Genomic DNA, 17,667 nt, shown 5'->3' on the forward strand with positions numbered 1-17,667 from the left:
GTAGCTAGGTCCCGTATTCCTTTTGGAGGAAAAAAGTACTAATAGCAAGTCATCGTCTCATGGTATTATTTTACTATAAAAATCCTTATTGGGTAGGTGTAGCTTTGAATGTATATTTCCGAGATGAGCATAACAGGCTATAAAAACGCAAAAGAGAAATCAACTATAAAATTCAATGAAGGACTTAATGTATTAGTTGGTGAAAATGGTTCTGGAAAAACAACAATAATTAATGCTCTTAGGTTAATCCTTCGAGAGAATGAATTCTCATATATGAATATCTCTGAGGACGACTTTTATATATCGTTAGACAAGAAATCCTCTTCAGATAAAATAAAGATCGACCTAACTTTTGAATCACTTACTCCAGATGAAGAAGTTACATTTTTGACATGGTGTGATGCTGATTTCAAAGCCCTTCTTCACTTAGAGGTAAATTCAAACCCCAACCGAAAAGGTTATTACAAAAAGGAAATTTGGGGAGGAAACTCCAAATCCAGTATTTTTGAGGACGAGACATTTGATTGTATAGACTGCATCTATTTGCCGCCGCTTAGAGATGCAGAAGAGAAACTAACAAATGGGAAAAAATCACGACTGGCACAGTTATTAAAAAAGCAATACGGAGATCAAAAAGAGATACTTGTAAATAGTGTTAAAGAGTTCAACGATAATATTACAAACAATACGGATGGAAAATATAATGAAATTTCATTGGCTAAAAGCAATATTAATGGCAAATTAAACGAAACCTTGGGACAGCGACTTGGACAGAGCATAAATTTGCAGTTCGCAGACACAAGCTTCAGTAAAATTGTCGAAAGTATTAAGATGGTCTTTTTCCCAAATAGCAATGAGACCGATCCTAATAAATTCAGAGATATTGCCACCAATAGTCTTGGTTATAATAATTTACTGTATATTGCCACTGTATTTGCTGAACTTGAATTGCTTAAAGATAACAATCTCATGACTGTTTTATTAATTGAAGAACCTGAAGCACACCTACACCCTCAACTTCAAGTGAAATTTATAAAATACTTACAGGAAATGAGTGAGTCTTTATCAAACACTCAGATTTTTATTACTACTCATTCACCTGTCCTAGCTTCATCAATTAGTATTGACAAATTAGTTCATATCGTAGAAAAGGGGAATCAAATTATTTCTACACCTCTTGGACTCATACAGCTAGGGGATAGCAAAAATTATTTAGAGCGATGGTTGGATGTTACAAAATCAACATTATTATTTTCAAAAGGTATTATTTTAGTTGAAGGAATCAGCGAAGCTATGCTGATTCCCGTATTTGCAAAGGTAGTCTTAGCCAAATATAACAAAGCGGCAATTGAGAATTCCAAGCAGTTATTGCCAAATTCTTTAGAAGAGGCTGGAGTATCGACTATCAACATTAACGGAATTAATTTTAAACATTTCATGAAGTTATTCTCTTGCCTAGATGATTCTACAGATGAAGTTAAGTTACCTCTCTTTTGTTCTGGTATCACAGATAACGACCCTCCAAAAGATGTGATACCAATTTATGATAAAGATGGGGAATTAAAAAAAGATAAAGACGGTGACCCGTTAACTAAATCAATCGAAGTATATCCACTTCCAAGTAATCGTCCTCTAGGAAGTAATAGTGCCCTTTCACTTATTGATAAAATTAACAAAAGTCGATGGGGGCGTCTATATGGATCTCCTCTTAAGACATTTGAATACGATATCGCAATGGAAAAAAACACAAAAATAATGGCGCGTACTCTAAAAGAACTTTGGCCTACCAAAGACGGTAAGATCACAAAATTTTGTGACGAGATTATTAGCCGAGATAATAACTACACTGATGAAACGTCACTATCAAATGATTCCAAATTTCTACTTGAACATATTGATAATGATGAAGTTGGAAAAGGGGTATATGCTCAAGCATTTACTGATCTAATTGATCTCGAAATTAACGGGGAGCTAAAGGGTCTTAACAAAGATAAATCAAATTTAGAGTCAATACTTGAGAACATTAGCAAGATAGTGCTTATCCCTAAATACTTAGAAGATGCTATTCTATGGGCATGTGGAGGTGAAACAGGTGAATAAGCTAGATATCCAAAATGCAATTGCTCATGTATTGTGTAGCAAAGATCCCACACAAAGTTTTGAAAGTTGCTTTGAAAATCACACTAGTAAAACATTACCCTGCTCAGGGTACCAGCAATGCCGTGTGACTGAAAAGACAGAACAACAACTGGATTATATATTGTCATCTATGACTGATAATGTCTTTTTAGAAGCTTGTGCAGGTAGTGGAAAAACTGAGGTTGTTGGGATGAAGATGTCTTATGAAATTAATAAATGGACCAACACTAAAAGTGGAATTGCTGTTCTGACTTTCACTAATGAAGCAACTGACACTATCGTGAATCGAGTCGAGAGTTTTTCAAAAAAAACATCCTTTCATCCGCACTATATAGGAACTTTAACAGGGTTTATTCATGGATATATTTCCCAATTATTTGGATATAAATATTTCAATCATAAAAAAATAGGTGACGATACTTCATTTAGACTTGTAGATAAATCTGTTGATGTTTTTAACAACCATTGGCTAGTAAAATACAAAATATCTATTCCTTATGTGACCTCAGCAGGTCATTCGGGAGATCTTTACGCAAACCAAATTTATTTTGATTTCAAAAGCAACGATTACATAATATTTATACCTGATAATATTAAAATGAGTGTTACAGAGTACTATAATTCTCCTGGTTTTAGTGCTTATGTTGAGAGTATACGCAAAAAAACCGGTAAAGAATGGTTATTTAAAATTGAATATGTAAAACAAGAATTCCATGCAGCAAAAATGAAGTTTTTAGGTGATGGTTTTGCAACCTTTGAGGATATGAACAATGTAGGCTATACAATCTTGAAAAACAGGAGAATCGCAAGATCAATTACAACTAGGTTTCCAACAATACTCATAGATGAATGCCAAGATCTATCATGGATTGAAATAGAAATTCTTAATAAGCTCAGAGAATCAGGTACTAGCCTTCACTTTATTGGTGACTTACATCAATCGATTTATGAATTTAAAGATGCAGATCCAGCATATACAAAAAGCTATCTATCAACCTTTAAAAATCTGAGTTTAACGGATAATTTTAGAAGTTGCCAACCGATTGTGGAATTAGCTAATCGAATTTCATCTATATCCTTGCCAATTAGAGGATTAAACAAAAATAAATTAAATGATGATAGTGTATGTTATTACGAATATTCGGATTTAAATTTGATTGAAAATCAATATTCAATTCTCCTTAGACGTTTTAATCTATCTTCAGACAGATCAACAATTTTAGTTCGACAGCATAACTTAAAATCAGAATTTGAAATACAACATAAAATAAACACCCACTTACTGCTCAATGCCATTCAACTGTGGAACTTAAAAACACCAATAACACGAAGAACAGCTTTGGAATTCGCTGGAAAGGAATTGCAGAGGTGGTTTGGTGGCGCAAGAACAAGCAAAGGTTATCATTGTCCATCTGGCATTAACTCAGCTTTTCGATGGAGGATATTTATTAAAGACTTCCTTGAGTTATGTTGTTCTATTCCCCAATTGACTGACATTGTCGGTAAAAATTATAGCCACTGGTATAAGCAAGCTCGGGAACAACGTTCCACTTTATTAAAATCTGCTTATATAAATCTAAAGGCATTTGACAGTGATATACGTGACTTCGATAATTTACCGACTTTCAAAGCGCCTAGTGGTACTGCAACCGATACTGTAGTTATATTAAACAATGCAGAGAAACCTGAATCCATTACTATTAATACAATTCATTCTGTTAAAGGCAGTGACTTCGATGGCGTCTTAGTTGTATCAAGTAAACATAATCGTGGAAGTGGGGCCCATTGGAAACATTGGCTTAATGGTAATGGGGAAGGAACTCGGATAGGTTATGTAGCAAGTACACGTGCAAAATACTCTTTAATTTGGGCTGTGCCTACTCTAACAGATGAGGACAGAGGTTATCTCGAGTCTTTCGGTTTTAAGCGAATAGAAATATAATTTTTCTCTACCGTGACTTTAGGGATCTTGGCTCTGAAAGTAGACAGCTTAGATTGATAGATCTGGCTGGCTTGATCCGCCTCTGAATCCACCTAAAAAGCTCTATACCATTGATAAGACTAAAGCTTCACTTTATGTTAAAATGCTTTTTCAGTCTAATTAATTTTCTCCCGAGATGGCGGATGCCCCCACCACTTAAGCACCAAAAAACCGTCAGGATGAAAACTATCCTGTGGTTTTTCTTCTGAGCGAAGATTCTTCGACCACGGGTCAACTTACCAATAAACCAAAATTAAGAATATGCGCTATATTTCTTCTACTTCACAAGATTGTGTTCGTGTTAATTTAAAAATCAATAAACTCAAAAAATTTTCTTTATAAGCTGTTATCAAGTGCTCTTAATTTGTTACTTAGCTCAATTTCAGATATAGATGGTTCTATGGTTCTATGGTTCTATGGTTCTATAGTTCCATAGCTTTCTAAAATAAGCCAATTCAAATCTGTTCGAAAACACTTGTTTTATCTCCTGCAATGTTTCAATTGTAGGTTTTGCTTTTCCTTTCTCGATTTGGCTTATAGCACCTTGGCTAATTCCAATTAATTTTGAGAATTCAATCTGAGTCATATAATTAACTTTACGAATTTGCTTAATCTTAACCCCGATCGTATTCATAAAGTGAATCCCCTTTACATTTCTGCTAAAAATAACAGAAATGCTCTCATTTAATGAGGACTTCTTTGTTTTGGCATGGCCCCTGACCCCTGACCAAAAAATTTGAAGCATTTATTGCGTTGCGTGGCTCTTCAGAAAGATCCCCCGTTATCAAATTTGTACCTTGCCAATAAAAAGCGGACCTTCGTCAGGTCCGCTCTGTTAACAAGCCCATTTCCTCCAAGAAAACAGAAGGCCGAAGATTTCTTTTGCGGGCTCCTGTTCCTTTACTTTCACAATAGGACAAATAAAGCATTCGTTTAGCTCTGGTCATTGCGACATATAAGATTTTCCTCTCCTCGGAAAGCTCCATATGCTGAAATGGCAAAGTCCCCTGGTTAAGTTCAATAATATGCACAATATCGAACTCCAACCCTTTGGCGAGATGAACCGTCAACAAGTTCACACCACTGGTATTATTTTTCCGGGTTAAACCCGGCAGGTTAGTTCGAAATTGGGAAAGGGACGGTCTTATAGGTTTGGTGTTCATATATTGTTTCCAGTAGTCAGACCACATGGCCAGATCATCCTGAATGATGTAGCCTTCCCCATGGGATTCCCAATTGCCTTCTAATTCATCCTCCATATAAAATCTTAACTTTTCAAGTGCGTCAGGAAAGGACGAAGGATTCATAGATAGAAAATCCCACACCTTAAGAAGAACGTCATAGTTGGAGCTTCCCGTTTGTCCATTTATTAAATTCTTCATGGCATGAAGAGCATCTATTCCCCGATTAGTATTCAGGATGGATTCCGGTTTGCGCTTAACTTGAAGGAAATTCAACATTTGCTCCATGTTTATGCGGTTTGATGAACTTGTCATAATTCTTATACCAAGCTCAAAAAGCTGAATAAAACGTGACTCGCTTTCCAAGTAACCCAAGGTTCCGTTATTGTAAGGAATCCCCCTTTGTCTAAGCGCGACTTCCACCTTCCTTAGGGTATGCCTGCTCCGTGCTATAACAGCCATCTGGTTCCAGGCTGGAGGATTCTCTAAACCCTTTATTCCCAACTTTTGGATTTCCTTAAGGTTGTCCGCTACCCATGCTGCTTCCGCTTCCTGAGTTTCAAAGCCCTTTACATCAACAGAACCTTCCTTACCAATGAAATTGGGCTCAAGCTCTAGCTCTGGGACAAGCTTCCGTGCGTACTTTACAATATCTTCGTGTAAACGATAGCTTTTATCCAGTTCAATAACCGTGGGCTCATAATCCCGCTGAAAGCTTGATAAACATGAGCCGTCTCCTCCCATAAAAGAAAATATAGCTTGGTCAGGATCTCCCATTATCATAATATTACTCTTTGTATCGGGGTACAGAGCTCGGATAAGCTGATAACTTGCAAAATCCAAGTCCTGTCCGTCATCCATACAAACATAAGTATATTGTTTCCTATATAATTCACCTAGAGATTCACGCTCTTTGATGATTCGGTATGGCAAATAAATCAGATCATCCATGTCCAGCAGCCCATGTTGCCGCAAATATCGGTCATATTCACGATAAAGCAGCTCATTCTCCTCTAGTTCTGGGCTGTCTATCTGAATCAGGGGAATCTCTATTGGGGGTGTCAATTGACGTTTTCTTCCCCTGATAAAATCTAAAGTCTCCCGGCTTTTCTCTGGATGAAATGAGCTTCTATCCATATCAGGTAGGGAGTAGACAACTCTCCGAAGAACATCGTTCCGCTCATATTCATCCATCAGAACCATATGGTTAGACTGTAGTCCAATTAGATCTCCTCTTGCCCTAAGCATGTCAAGACCAAACTTCAACAACGTCCCGATATATACTCTTTGCTCCCAACCTTCCATCTCCGAAAGCTCGTGAGACAGTCTGGATTTCAAGGATTCAGACGCCACTTTGGTATATGTGAGAACCAATATATGGTGGTTTCCCTGTTCATCGGTCAATAGCTTCTTTATTCTTTGTGCCAACAGAAAGGTTTTACCTGTTCCCGGCTTTGCCAGGATCAAAAGTGGTCCATTCTTATGCTCTACTACTTTTTTCTGTAATTCCGTTAACAGGTAAGACATGGGAACAACCCCTCTCTAATGGGTATCAAACTCATGGGACAACGCTTCGAATAAAGTCCTCACTTTCGACGGAATTCTCTTAGCTTGGTCCGGCAAGCCAATCAGTTTATGTGCAACTATAGGTCCGAATCTAGTTTTTCCTCCCTTTAGCTCATCTTGCAGATCAGTATAAGAATAAACCTTATTTTGAATGGCTTGTTTATGATGATCATTAACTGCTTTAGTCAGATGCAAATCTCGGATCAAGTTCTCCATCTCATTATAATACTCTGCCAACATATAGGTTTCAAATTTCATTCCTGTATCCAAAGTAACTATATTTGAATCAGGCAAGGTGTATCCCACTTCAGTGACCGCGGTCCTCAGTTCATCAACCGTATCCATCTCGCCATCCGAGAAGATAAACCACTTGATTTGCAAACCTTCTGCAACCCGTAGAAAGGGTAAATATTTTTTCCCTTTCCCTCCGACCCCCACTACATTAACTCCCATTTCAAATGTACGCTTCCCGAAATATTCATGAAACCAGAGTGGAAGAGCTTGTTCTTCAGTCTCCCCCTCACAGAGGATAATAGCCCTTGCAAACAATAATTCGCCGCGGGTATTCATGACTTCTCTTTCGATTTTTCTCAGGTCCTCCGGTTCGAGGGCTTCTGTCATAATAGAGGAAACGACAGTTTCCGCACTTACTTTTCTGAAATGTCTCAAACTAGATAATTCAGATACACTCGCTATAAAGGGGGAATGAGTACTTATGATCTTCTGTCCCCCAATTCCACTAATTTGCGCCAAAAGATTGCGTTGAGCTTGGGGGTGCAAATGGGCTTCTGGTTCCTCCAAAGCCAGCATGCAGTGATATGGAGTATTCTTATCGTGATGTACTTTTTTCAACCAAGAAATGTAACAACGAAGCGCCAGAAGGGTAGCCCAACTTCTCGTCCCCATACCGTGTTGCTCCAACGGCATTAACTCACTGATCCCGTCTTTAAACAAGACATCAATTCCACGGTAGAGATTGCGTACTTTTCGCGGTAATGGAGAAACAACCACCTCGTTGCTGGTACCAGCATTTATATCTTTTAACATTTGAAGTTGTCCATGTATGTGTGACAATACAGGGCTATGGTCTATGACCATCTGATTCATTCGATCCAAGTCTTTCTCCGCTTCAACTGTTTCTTCCAGTCCCATCCCAACGTCCGCAACAATCCTGCCCCAGAACGAATCAGGATTCCGCAGATCATCAACAATATCTCTCTGTGCATCCAAATAGACAAGTGGCAATATATCCATTAACCCCGATGGCACCTGCTCCTTCGTTATGGAATCATTCCAAAATTCAGGATTCGCATACCATTTATCAAGAACAAATTGGGATATACCAAAACCGTTTCTTACCGGATCAAACTTTACGAAAGTCCTTATGGGCAAAATATGATTATCCTCATCATCCAATTGGATTCTGCTAGCACCAAAGTGCTGGTACCAACCATTATCGAATTCCTTACATACTTCTCCGTGATCGTCTACAGGGACAATAAGCACATCGATAACCGCTTCATTAGGATAGGAATTCCCGGCTCCAGATAAGTATATGTCCTCTTTCTTCACCTTTTTGTTCTCCAGCCCGAAAACGACCTCGAGAGCTTTAAGAAATGCGGTCTTACCTGAATTATTTGCTCCCACAAGGATCGTAGTAAAATCCAAAGATACATTGATCTCCCTTAACGACCTAAAATTACGAATTCTCACTTCTTTAAGGTAAATGCCCACAACGCTGCCTCCATCCATTAGTACCAAAAATTCCGATTCACTCTTTTTCTACACCCAATTAGATAATCCTTTTTCTTCCTGTAAGGAAAGACTGAAGGCATACGTAACGCTTTCGGTCCTTTTTGTGTTGTGATGGTAAGTATCTACCAAAACAGAAAAAGGTTTGCTGGAGGGATTTCCACAGGTTTATCTCGAGATACCGCCCCATTAACCTTTTACACGTTTTTTTAGCGGGTTTCCCATCAAAAACGTGCCACCTATTGTATACGCTTTCGCTATATGGTGCCTGTCTCTCAAACAGTAGCTGACGCGCCTAAGATCACGATAGTCACCTCTTCTGTAGCAATGTTTCGTTAGTTCTTGATATCTAATTTTTACAAGAACTTTCTGTCATTAATAAAAGTCGTATTATATGCGACTTCTAAATAAAGCTATATTTGGGCACTCAACAACGACACAAACATTATCTTTTCTTGTGCATAAATATATTCAGAGTAAGAGTAACTGCCTCATTTGGCACGCTATACCAGAAATCGTTTGGTTCTTCAAACCAAGATTAGGATTATCCGCTATATTTCTTTCACTTTAGAAGATTTTATTAGAGTTAATTTAAAGTCTATAAACTCAAGAATTTCTCTTTGTAACATGTGATCAAGTGCTCTTACTTTGTTAATAAGTTCAATTTCAGATGCAAATAATTCTATATCTCCATGGTTCTCCAAAATAAGCCAATTCAAATCTATTTGAAAACAATTGTTTATCTCCTGCAATGTTTCAATTGTTGGTTTTGCTTTTCCTTTTTCGATTTCACTTAAAGTACCTTGGCTAATTCCAATTAATTTTGAGAATTCATTCTGGGTCATGTTATTAACTTTACGAATTTGCTTAATCTTAGATCCGATTGTATTCATAAAGTGGATCCCCTTTACATTTGTGCTAAATAACAGAAAAGCCCTCATTTAATGAGGACTTCTCTGTTTTGGCGTGGACCTTAACCCTACCAATGAATTTGAAGCATTTCTTTGCCGTCGGTACTTTGAAGCATTTCCTTGCCGTTGCGGCAAAGAAATGCTTCAAGTTTCAGAAAAACCCGCTCCAGGAGCGGGTTTCAAGATGGAGGTGAGGGGAGTCGAACCCCTGTCCGAAAATATTGCCACACAGGCATCTACGGGTGTAGTCACAGTTTTGATGTCACCCGAGCATCGCCCCGTAACCGGCTATGCGTTGGGTCAGCCTGATTGTCTTCCTACGTCCGACCCCAGGCGGAGACCAAACGTCGTATCCCACTATAGTTGAGCCCCTATCCCAGTCACATGGGCGATGCTGAGTAGAAGCACGCTAACAGGTTATTAAGCTGCTAAAGCGTAGTTGTTTTGTGTTTTGCCATTTAATAGGCTTTAGCGTTTTATAGTGGACGCGGCCCCACTACCCGCAACCCGCGCTCAAACTATCCCCGTCGAATCCAAGAACACCCCCGGATTGCCTTCGTAACCGTCAGAGACGGTGAAGGTTAAAGGACAAGCTGTAGAGCCAAGTTACACTTAAAATCTCTTTGTTACAGTTATTAGTATACCATAAGTAGCTGAAATATGAACACTAGGTTCATGGAAGATAAGGTGTTACCTTCCAATACATCCAAGCTATCTAGCAATCTTCTGCTTCTCACGCAATGCGCGTTGAATATCGCGTTGTGCATCTTTCTTTGCAGCAGACTCACGCTTGTCGTATTGTTTCTTCCCTTTACCAATACCAATAAGAAGCTTCGCGTAGCCATTTCGGATATACACCTTCAGTGGAACGACGGTATAGCCTTCTTGCTTAGCCTGACCTAGTATTTTGGCAATTTGCACTTTCTTCAACAACAGCTTCCGCGTCCGAGTAGGATCTTCCGGATTGCTGCGGTTCCCTTGTTCAAAAGGGCTGATATGCATATTGTGTACAAAAGCTTCGCCATTCCGAATCGTCGAAAAGCTGTCGCCAATGTTGGCTTTACCTGCCCGTAAGGATTTGATCTCCGTGCCGGTCAGGACAAGACCGCATTCATACGTATCTTCAATGAAATAATCGTGTGAAGCCTTTTTATTCTGAGCGAGTAGTTTGCCATCAGCCTTTTTAGTTGCCACGTGAGATCCTCCTCCCGCACGCTAAAATGCAGGTAAATCTTGCTACAATGTGCAACCTATTGTAGCAAGATCAAGCCCGAAAAGCAAGAAGCGGCGACTATCTCCGCCGCTTCTTGCTACCATCGCCGTCGTCGCTCCGGCGACGACCACCTTTGGCGAGCGCGTTCACGCCGCTCGCCCAATCCATGCCGCTGCGCTCCGCAGCAGCGCCACCGCCCGCTTGGGCTTCGCCCCCAAGCGAAACCCCACGGCCACGCTCGCCGCTGCTGCCAACACCACTGTCAGTCCGACCTGCGCCGACTGACTGCAACCGTTGGCGCAAGCTGCCGCCTTCGCCAATCTTACCGCCTTTTTCGCGCTTATCGCTCCAAGGCTTACTACCACCCTTGCCGCGGCGCGTTTTCCCTTGGCCTGCTGCATTGCCTTGGAAGGCTCCACCTTGGCCTTCTCCCACGCCAATGCCAGCAATATGCTCTGCTTTGCCATCTCCACTTCCAGCAAAGCCCTCAGCTCTTCCTTGACCTTGATCTTTCCTTCCTTGGCCTTGACCTTCGCCTTGCCCTTGACCATTTCCTTGCCACTGCCCCTGACCTTGGCCGCCATTACCTCTAGATCTTCTACGACCCTTCCCTGTTCCGACCGTGCCTTCTGTACCACCAGCGCCTTCGGCAGCCCCGCGAGCAGCCATTTCAATCCGTCGAGCAGCACCACTATCGGCGCGCCCGCGCTTCTTCCCTTGACCTGTCCCTGACGAGTCTCCGCGTTTCCCTGGATTTCCGGTTGTTTGGTTCCCAGAAGCATCACCCTGATTCGCAGTTCCGCCTTGCCCAACCACAGGTTGCGCCTTCGCAAAACCACCTTTACCTTTGTACCCGCCTTTGCCCTTTTCAGGTCTCCCGTTCGTTCCGCCTTTACCTTTATCGGATCTGCCGTTATCCGACTTACCACGGAAACCTTTAAATCCGCCTGCGCCTTTGAACTTGCCTCCACCACCACCGCCGCGGTTAAACGCACCCTCTTTGCGAGGCTTCATATCCAGCAATTCAAAATCAATCGTATGATCTTCCATACTCACCCGTGCAACTCGCACCTTAATGCTGTCGCCAAGGCGATAAATTTTGGATGTGCGTTCACCAATCAATGCGTGCTGTTTCTCGTGATGATTGTAATAATCATCGGTCAAATCGCTCAAGCGAATTAAACCTTCAACTGTGTTATCCAATTCAATGAACATACCGAAGCCCGTTACGCTCGAGATAATACCCTCGAATTCTTCGCCGACTTTATCCAGCATGTACTGTGCTTTCTTCAGGGCTTCTGTATCACGTTCCGCATCAACAGCAACGCGCTCACGCTCGGAGGACTGCTGGGCAATATCGTTCATACGCGAAGCTAAATAATCATGTCGTATATCTGGAAGAGTTCCACCGTTCTCCAACACTTCACGAATAACACGATGGATAACCAAATCCGGATAACGACGAATAGGTGATGTAAAATGGGAATAGAACTCCGCCGCTAAGCCAAAATGCCCCAAGCTCTGTGCATCATACTTCGCCTGTTTCATCGAGCGCAGCATCACTTTACTAATCACGGTCTCTTCCGGTGATCCCTTAATATCTTCTAACAATGCCTGCAAGGAACGAGCATGAATCGCCCCACCCTTACCGCCACGCATCGCATAGCCGAAGGTCGTCACGAACTCCATGAAGTTCATCAATTTCTCGGAATCTGGATCCTCATGCACCCGATACAAGAACGGCACTTTCAACCATGAGAAATGCTCAGCAACCGTCTCATTCGCGGCTAGCATGAACTCCTCGATCATCATTTCAGCGACAGAGCGCTCTCTTTTGACAATATCAGTCGGCTTACCATCAGCATCTACGAGGATCTTAGACTCTTCAAAGTCGAAGTCAATCGCACCGCGCTTCATCCGTCTGGAACGCAACCTAGCTGCTAATTCTTCCATCCGTTTGAAGTCTTCCATTAAATACGCATATTTCTCCACGATTTCTGGCTCTGCCTCACCTGTCAGCAGCTTGCGTACATTCGTATAGGTCATTCGTTCTTTTGTTTTGATTACACTGGTAAAAATCTCATGATTAACGACCTTTAAATCCGCGTCAAATTCCATTTCACACGACATGGTCAAACGGTCTACTTGCGGGTTCAACGAACAAATCCCGTTCGATAAACGGTGCGGCAGCATCGGAATTACACGATCGGTCAAATACACGGAACATCCGCGATTATAGGCCTCAATATCAAGTGCCGTACCTTCCCGTACATAATAACTCACATCCGCAATATGCACACCTAAGCGAAGATTCCCATTTTCCAAAAGCTCCACATTCACAGCATCATCCAAATCCTTGGCATCTTCACCGTCAATGGTTACAATCGTTTTCGCACGAAGGTCACGACGACCCTGCCCGATGATTTCTTCTTCCGTAATCGAATCTGGTGCCGCTTCTGCTTCTGCCAGAACTTCTGGTTGGAACGCCTCCGGCAATTGATGTTTGCGTATGATCGCCAAAATATCGACACCTGGATCATCCTTATGACCCAGAATCTCAATCACTTCACCTTCAGCCGCGGAACGGCCTTCTGGATAGTTCACAATTTTCACGACGACCTTCTGTCCAGAAACAGCTCCCATAAAAGCATGCTGCGGGATGAAAATATCTCTTGTCACCCGTTTATCATCTGCAATGACGAAGGCATACGTATCCTGACTTTGGAAAACACCAACAATCTGCGAGTTCGCCCGCGTAATTACACGTACGACTTCGCCTTCTAAACGGCCGCCGCCTTGGCTGCGCGATGTGACTTTCACAAATACGATATCACCATTCATCGCGGTATTCAGGTCGTGCGCATTAATGTATACGTCCGGGTGCTCACGGTCCTCAGGAATTAAGAATGCAAAACCCTTCGCATGGGCTTGCAGCTTGCCTCGTACCAAATTCATCCGTTCAGGAACACCATAACGATCATTCGGGCTCCGTACAATATGACCGCTTTCTTCTAATTGATTAAGCATTTTTATAAAATCTTTAAACTCATTCGCGCTGCCAATTCCGAAATGCTTCTCAAGCTCTTTATAGGACATAGGCTTATAAGCCTCTTCTTGCATCAAACTTACGATTTCATTCTCTTTTATCATGTATTCTCTTCACCTTCTTGTTGTTGTTGAGCCAAGCTCTTCGATCCCGTACCCGTTTCCCTCACTCCATAGTATGCCACTTCCAGGGAAAGGATAAACTCTGTTCATATCCATCTTTCAGCCTTGCTCACACACTCGAATCGGCGTTTTGGTATACGCACATGACTCCTCTTCCTTTATGGAGATTAGTTTCTCCAGCACATGCCCATACCAATCCGTCTATCCGATATTCGCGCTTAAAATGAAAAAACAGCAGGAGTATAGTTCTCCTGCTGTTATCGTTTTATGTGTGTTAGCTTTTCACTACGTATGCTACGACAATAGAAAGAATAAAGAATGCAGCAGCAAGACCCATTGTTGCACGGGACAAAAATAGTTCCAAACCACGAGCTTTTTGTTTACCAAATAAGTGCTCTGCGCCACCGGAAATGGCACCGGACAAGCCTGCGCTTTTCCCTTTTTGTAAAAGGACAATCGCGATTAATCCAACCGAAGCTATGATTAACAAAATTTTCATAAAGATTAACATATTAGCACCCCAATTGCCGATTCTTTGCCTTATACAACTAGCATAAGTATTTTAACATAGTTCGTCCAGGAACACAACAAATGCCCGATGTGATGCGACGAACCATTTGTGATTTACTTAGCCCCTCATATCTTTCATCATAGGTAGGCATAATACCCTTAAAATAACAAATCTCTTTTGTCGAAAAGGAGAATATTCTATTGAGTCACAACTCCTATTGGTATATAGGGTTGAGCCTGATCAGTTTATCCCTGCTAGCTTACATATGCTTCAGAAAAAATACGATCCGAAGCTTTTTGCATTTTCTGATCATGGTGCAAATCGCTTACATCATTGAAACTGTCATTTATATTTATTTAGGTAGTTATCAGTATCACCCTAAAATAATCAAAAACTTCGCTTACTATGATAGCAATATTGGAGCGTTGACCTCCAATATGTTTGCTGTCCCCGCCGCAGCAACCTTCTTAACGACGTTTCAACTGGGCTGGTTTTGGAAAATCGTCTTTATCGGGCTCTTTGCGGGTGTGGAATGGCTGTTCGTCAAGCTGCATATCTATACGCTATACTGGTGGCGAATTGAGTATACCTCCCTTGGGCTTCCTATTTACTTTATGGTAGCCAAACGGATCTATTCTGACCTATTACAACCCCTCAAAGGATGGCTTCACTCGCTATTACTTTTTATGTGTACCGCTCCATTCCTCGGAACCTTCCATATCATCCCGATCATGGTGTTCCGAAACCGATTCTACCACCCTGGCTGGTTTACCGACCCTGCTCACGATACAACCGCCTTTGCATCCATTTATTATGTATTCGGAACCCTCATTGTCATCACATTGGTGAAGCTCCGATGGAAGCAAGGATGGATCAAGCTTTGTGTGCTAACAGCATCTTTTTATATCCTAACGCTTGTCCTAAAAAATAGTGAAATACTCGATATTCGCGTTTGGTGGGATCCCTATTATTATGTTTTGTTCCCTCTACTGATTTACGTCATCTCTAAGGCTATCAGTAAGCGTTTATCATTCGGTCCGTCGCAGGCAAGCAATAATGCCTGATCAAACAAAACAGCGGCAGCCTAGGACTATGTTTCTCAGTCCCGGCTGACGCTTATATTGCGTGCCGACTTAATCGCGATAGGACATCGCGGTAGATCTAGTAGAGCGCTGCGCTGCTTTTTTGCGCCCGAGGAATGCCTGCACCGCTTGCTTCGCACACCAAAGTGCGAACAACGTAAACCCGATCGCCCACACAATAGCAGGTATACCCGTGTGGTTGGCCAAATTACTCGCATCACCAGCACTCTGGTTTTGAAAGGCATATACGATCAGTGAACCCGGGCCGAACACCGACTCCTCCAAGCATAAGAACGCCAGCAGCAGGTAGTAAAAATCGCGCAGCCATCTTGGCGCGAGCGCCAAAGCCAGCACGGTCATCAGAATAAAACCGAGCAGAAACGAAACGCCGAAGCTATTCCGTACGAATAGTACCAGTGACAACGCAGACAGCGCCGTCATCACCTGCAACCCTAGCTTCTGCTTGCCTCTGGCGTACGCCGAGAACAAAAACCAAGCAAACAGCGAGGCGGTCATATATCCCGCCAGCGAGACTGGGATGACAGCCCATGACTTGGTCATGGACGAGTAGGTGACGCCGCTGTGGTCCCTGTACAGCTCGATATACATGACCTTGCCGGACAGCGCAAGTGTTGCAACTGCGTGCCCGAACTCATGCACCATCGTGTCCAGGTTTCGAAAAAATGAGGAAGGAATCCAGTGCGTGAGCACCGCGGAGCCTATTAGGAACAGGATCGTTTTTACCCAGTTGCTCAAAAGCATAACCTCCATTGCATCGGACGACTTTACCCCCATTATACGCCAAAACGGGCAGGTGTAAGCCACCTGCCCGCCATATAATTACATACGGATCTAATTACTTGAAGTTTCTCAAGTTGTAGAATGCTTTTTTACCAGCGTATTGAGCTACAGTGAACAACTCGTCTTCGATACGAAGAAGTTGGTTGTATTTCGCTACACGGTCCGTACGGGACGGAGCACCTGTTTTGATTTGACCAGCGTTAGTAGCAACAGCGATATCAGCGATTGTGCTGTCTTCGCTCTCACCGGAACGGTGGGAGATAACTGCTGTGTAACCAGCGCGTTTTGCCATTTCGATTGCATCGAAAGTCTCAGTAAGCGTACCGATTTGGTTAACTTTAACCAAGATGGAGTTACCGATGTTTTCTTCGATTCCGCGGGATAGACGCTCAGTGTTTGTAACGAACAAGTCATCACCAACGAGTTGAATTTTGTTACCCAATTTCTCAGTAAGCAATTTCCAACCTTCCCAATCGTCTTCGGAGCAACCATCTTCAACAGTGATGATTGGGTATTTATCAACCCATGCAGCCAAGAAGTCAACCCACTCAGCGGATGTGAAGGATTTGCCTTCGCCTTCAAGGTGATATTTACCATCTTTGAAGAACTCAGTGGAAGCAACGTCCATACCCAAGAATACGTCAACACCTGGTTTGTAACCAGCGTTTTCGATAGCTGTAAGGATTGTCGTGATTGCTTCTTCATTGGATTTGAAGTTAGGAGCGAATCCGCCTTCGTCGCCAACTGCTGTGTTAAGGCCTTTTTCTTTCAATACGGATTTCAAGCTATGGAAAATCTCAGCGCCGATGCGAAGAGCTTCTTTGAATGTAGGTGCACCAACAGGCAGAACCATGAACTCTTGAACGTCAACGTTGTTGTCGGCATGCGCCCCACCGTTGATGATGTTCATCATTGGAACTGGAAGAGTTTTGGCGTTGAATCCACCAAGGTAAACGTACAATGGCACGTCCAAAGCGTCAGCAGCCGCGCGAGCAACAGCCATGGAAACAGCTAGAATTGCGTTAGCTCCCAATTTAGCTTTGTTAGGCGTACCATCAAGCTCGATCATTTTGTTGTCGATGCCAACTTGATCAAGAGCGTCTAGACCGATGATTTCAGGAGCGATGATTTCATTTACGTTCTCAACAGCTTTCAGAACGCCTTTACCAAGGTAACGACCTTTGTCACCATCACGAAGCTCAACAGCCTCATATGCGCCTGTGGAAGCGCCTGAAGGGACGATAGCACGGCCGAAAGCGCCGGACTCTAGGTATACTTCTACTTCAACCGTTGGGTTACCGCGGGAATCCAATACTTCGCGTGCATAAACATCAGAAATAATTGTCATTGTGATAAAACACT

The 17,667-nt window shown here is 42.3% G+C and carries 12 protein-coding genes and 1 other RNA gene; 3 read left to right on the forward strand and 10 right to left on the reverse strand.

Annotated features, from left to right (window positions below; genetic code table 11):
• Window positions 1-108 precede the first annotated feature (108 nt).
• Together ASL11_RS06290 and ASL11_RS06295 are read left to right on the forward strand one after the other, a co-directional pair.
• A complete protein-coding gene (locus ASL11_RS06290) occupies window positions 109-2,100 on the forward strand; it encodes an ATP-dependent nuclease (protein WP_056611211.1) in 1,992 nt (663 codons plus the stop codon).
• On the forward strand, window positions 2,093-4,081 hold the full coding sequence (locus ASL11_RS06295) for a UvrD-helicase domain-containing protein (RefSeq protein WP_056611214.1): 1,989 nt from the start codon (window positions 2,093-2,095) through the stop codon (window positions 4,079-4,081). The genes ASL11_RS06290 and ASL11_RS06295 overlap by 8 nt, the downstream gene beginning before the upstream one ends.
• A 445-nt stretch (window positions 4,082-4,526) precedes the next feature.
• Here ASL11_RS06295 and ASL11_RS06300 read toward each other — a convergent pair whose 3' ends face one another.
• From ASL11_RS06300 to secG, 8 genes are all read right to left on the reverse strand, one after another.
• Complete coding sequence (locus ASL11_RS06300; protein WP_056611217.1) at window positions 4,527-4,754, reverse strand: helix-turn-helix domain-containing protein; 228 nt, start codon at window positions 4,752-4,754, stop codon at window positions 4,527-4,529.
• Between the two features lie 187 nt (window positions 4,755-4,941).
• On the reverse strand, window positions 4,942-6,828 hold the full coding sequence (locus ASL11_RS06305; RefSeq protein WP_056611219.1) for an ATP-dependent helicase: 1,887 nt from the start codon (window positions 6,826-6,828) through the stop codon (window positions 4,942-4,944).
• 15 nt (window positions 6,829-6,843) lie between these two features.
• Window positions 6,844-8,619, reverse strand: a complete 1,776-nt coding sequence (locus ASL11_RS06310) for an ATP-dependent nuclease (RefSeq protein WP_157256831.1) — start codon at window positions 8,617-8,619, stop codon at window positions 6,844-6,846.
• Window positions 8,620-9,170: 551 nt separating this feature from the next.
• A complete protein-coding gene (locus ASL11_RS06315; protein ID WP_056611225.1) occupies window positions 9,171-9,512 on the reverse strand; it encodes a helix-turn-helix domain-containing protein in 342 nt (113 codons plus the stop codon).
• 200 nt (window positions 9,513-9,712) lie between these two features.
• Window positions 9,713-10,077, reverse strand: a transfer-messenger RNA (tmRNA) gene (gene ssrA / locus ASL11_RS35375).
• Between the two features lie 164 nt (window positions 10,078-10,241).
• Window positions 10,242-10,724, reverse strand: coding sequence for an SsrA-binding protein SmpB (smpB, locus tag ASL11_RS06320; protein WP_028555549.1), 483 nt, complete (start codon window positions 10,722-10,724; stop codon window positions 10,242-10,244).
• A gap of 97 nt (window positions 10,725-10,821) precedes the next feature.
• Window positions 10,822-13,893, reverse strand: a complete 3,072-nt coding sequence (gene rnr / locus ASL11_RS06325) for a ribonuclease R (RefSeq protein ID WP_082595299.1) — start codon at window positions 13,891-13,893, stop codon at window positions 10,822-10,824.
• A gap of 292 nt (window positions 13,894-14,185) precedes the next feature.
• A complete protein-coding gene (secG, locus tag ASL11_RS06330) occupies window positions 14,186-14,422 on the reverse strand; it encodes a preprotein translocase subunit SecG (RefSeq protein WP_056611230.1) in 237 nt (78 codons plus the stop codon).
• Between the two features lie 200 nt (window positions 14,423-14,622).
• Between secG and ASL11_RS06335 the strand changes: the two genes are divergently transcribed.
• Window positions 14,623-15,486: a hypothetical protein gene (locus ASL11_RS06335; protein WP_056611233.1), complete on the forward strand. Its 864-nt coding sequence runs from the start codon at window positions 14,623-14,625 to the stop codon at window positions 15,484-15,486.
• Between the two features lie 69 nt (window positions 15,487-15,555).
• Here ASL11_RS06335 and ASL11_RS06340 read toward each other — a convergent pair whose 3' ends face one another.
• Both ASL11_RS06340 and eno read right to left on the reverse strand, forming a co-directional pair.
• Complete coding sequence (locus ASL11_RS06340; protein WP_327205086.1) at window positions 15,556-16,299, reverse strand: M50 family metallopeptidase; 744 nt, start codon at window positions 16,297-16,299, stop codon at window positions 15,556-15,558.
• Window positions 16,300-16,360: 61 nt separating this feature from the next.
• On the reverse strand, window positions 16,361-17,653 hold the full coding sequence (gene eno / locus ASL11_RS06345; protein WP_056611239.1) for a phosphopyruvate hydratase: 1,293 nt from the start codon (window positions 17,651-17,653) through the stop codon (window positions 16,361-16,363).
• Window positions 17,654-17,667 lie beyond the last annotated feature (14 nt).

The organism is Paenibacillus sp. Soil750 (assembly GCF_001428045.1).
GTDB lineage: Bacteria > Bacillota > Bacilli > Paenibacillales > NBRC-103111 > Paenibacillus_E > Paenibacillus_E allorhizoplanae.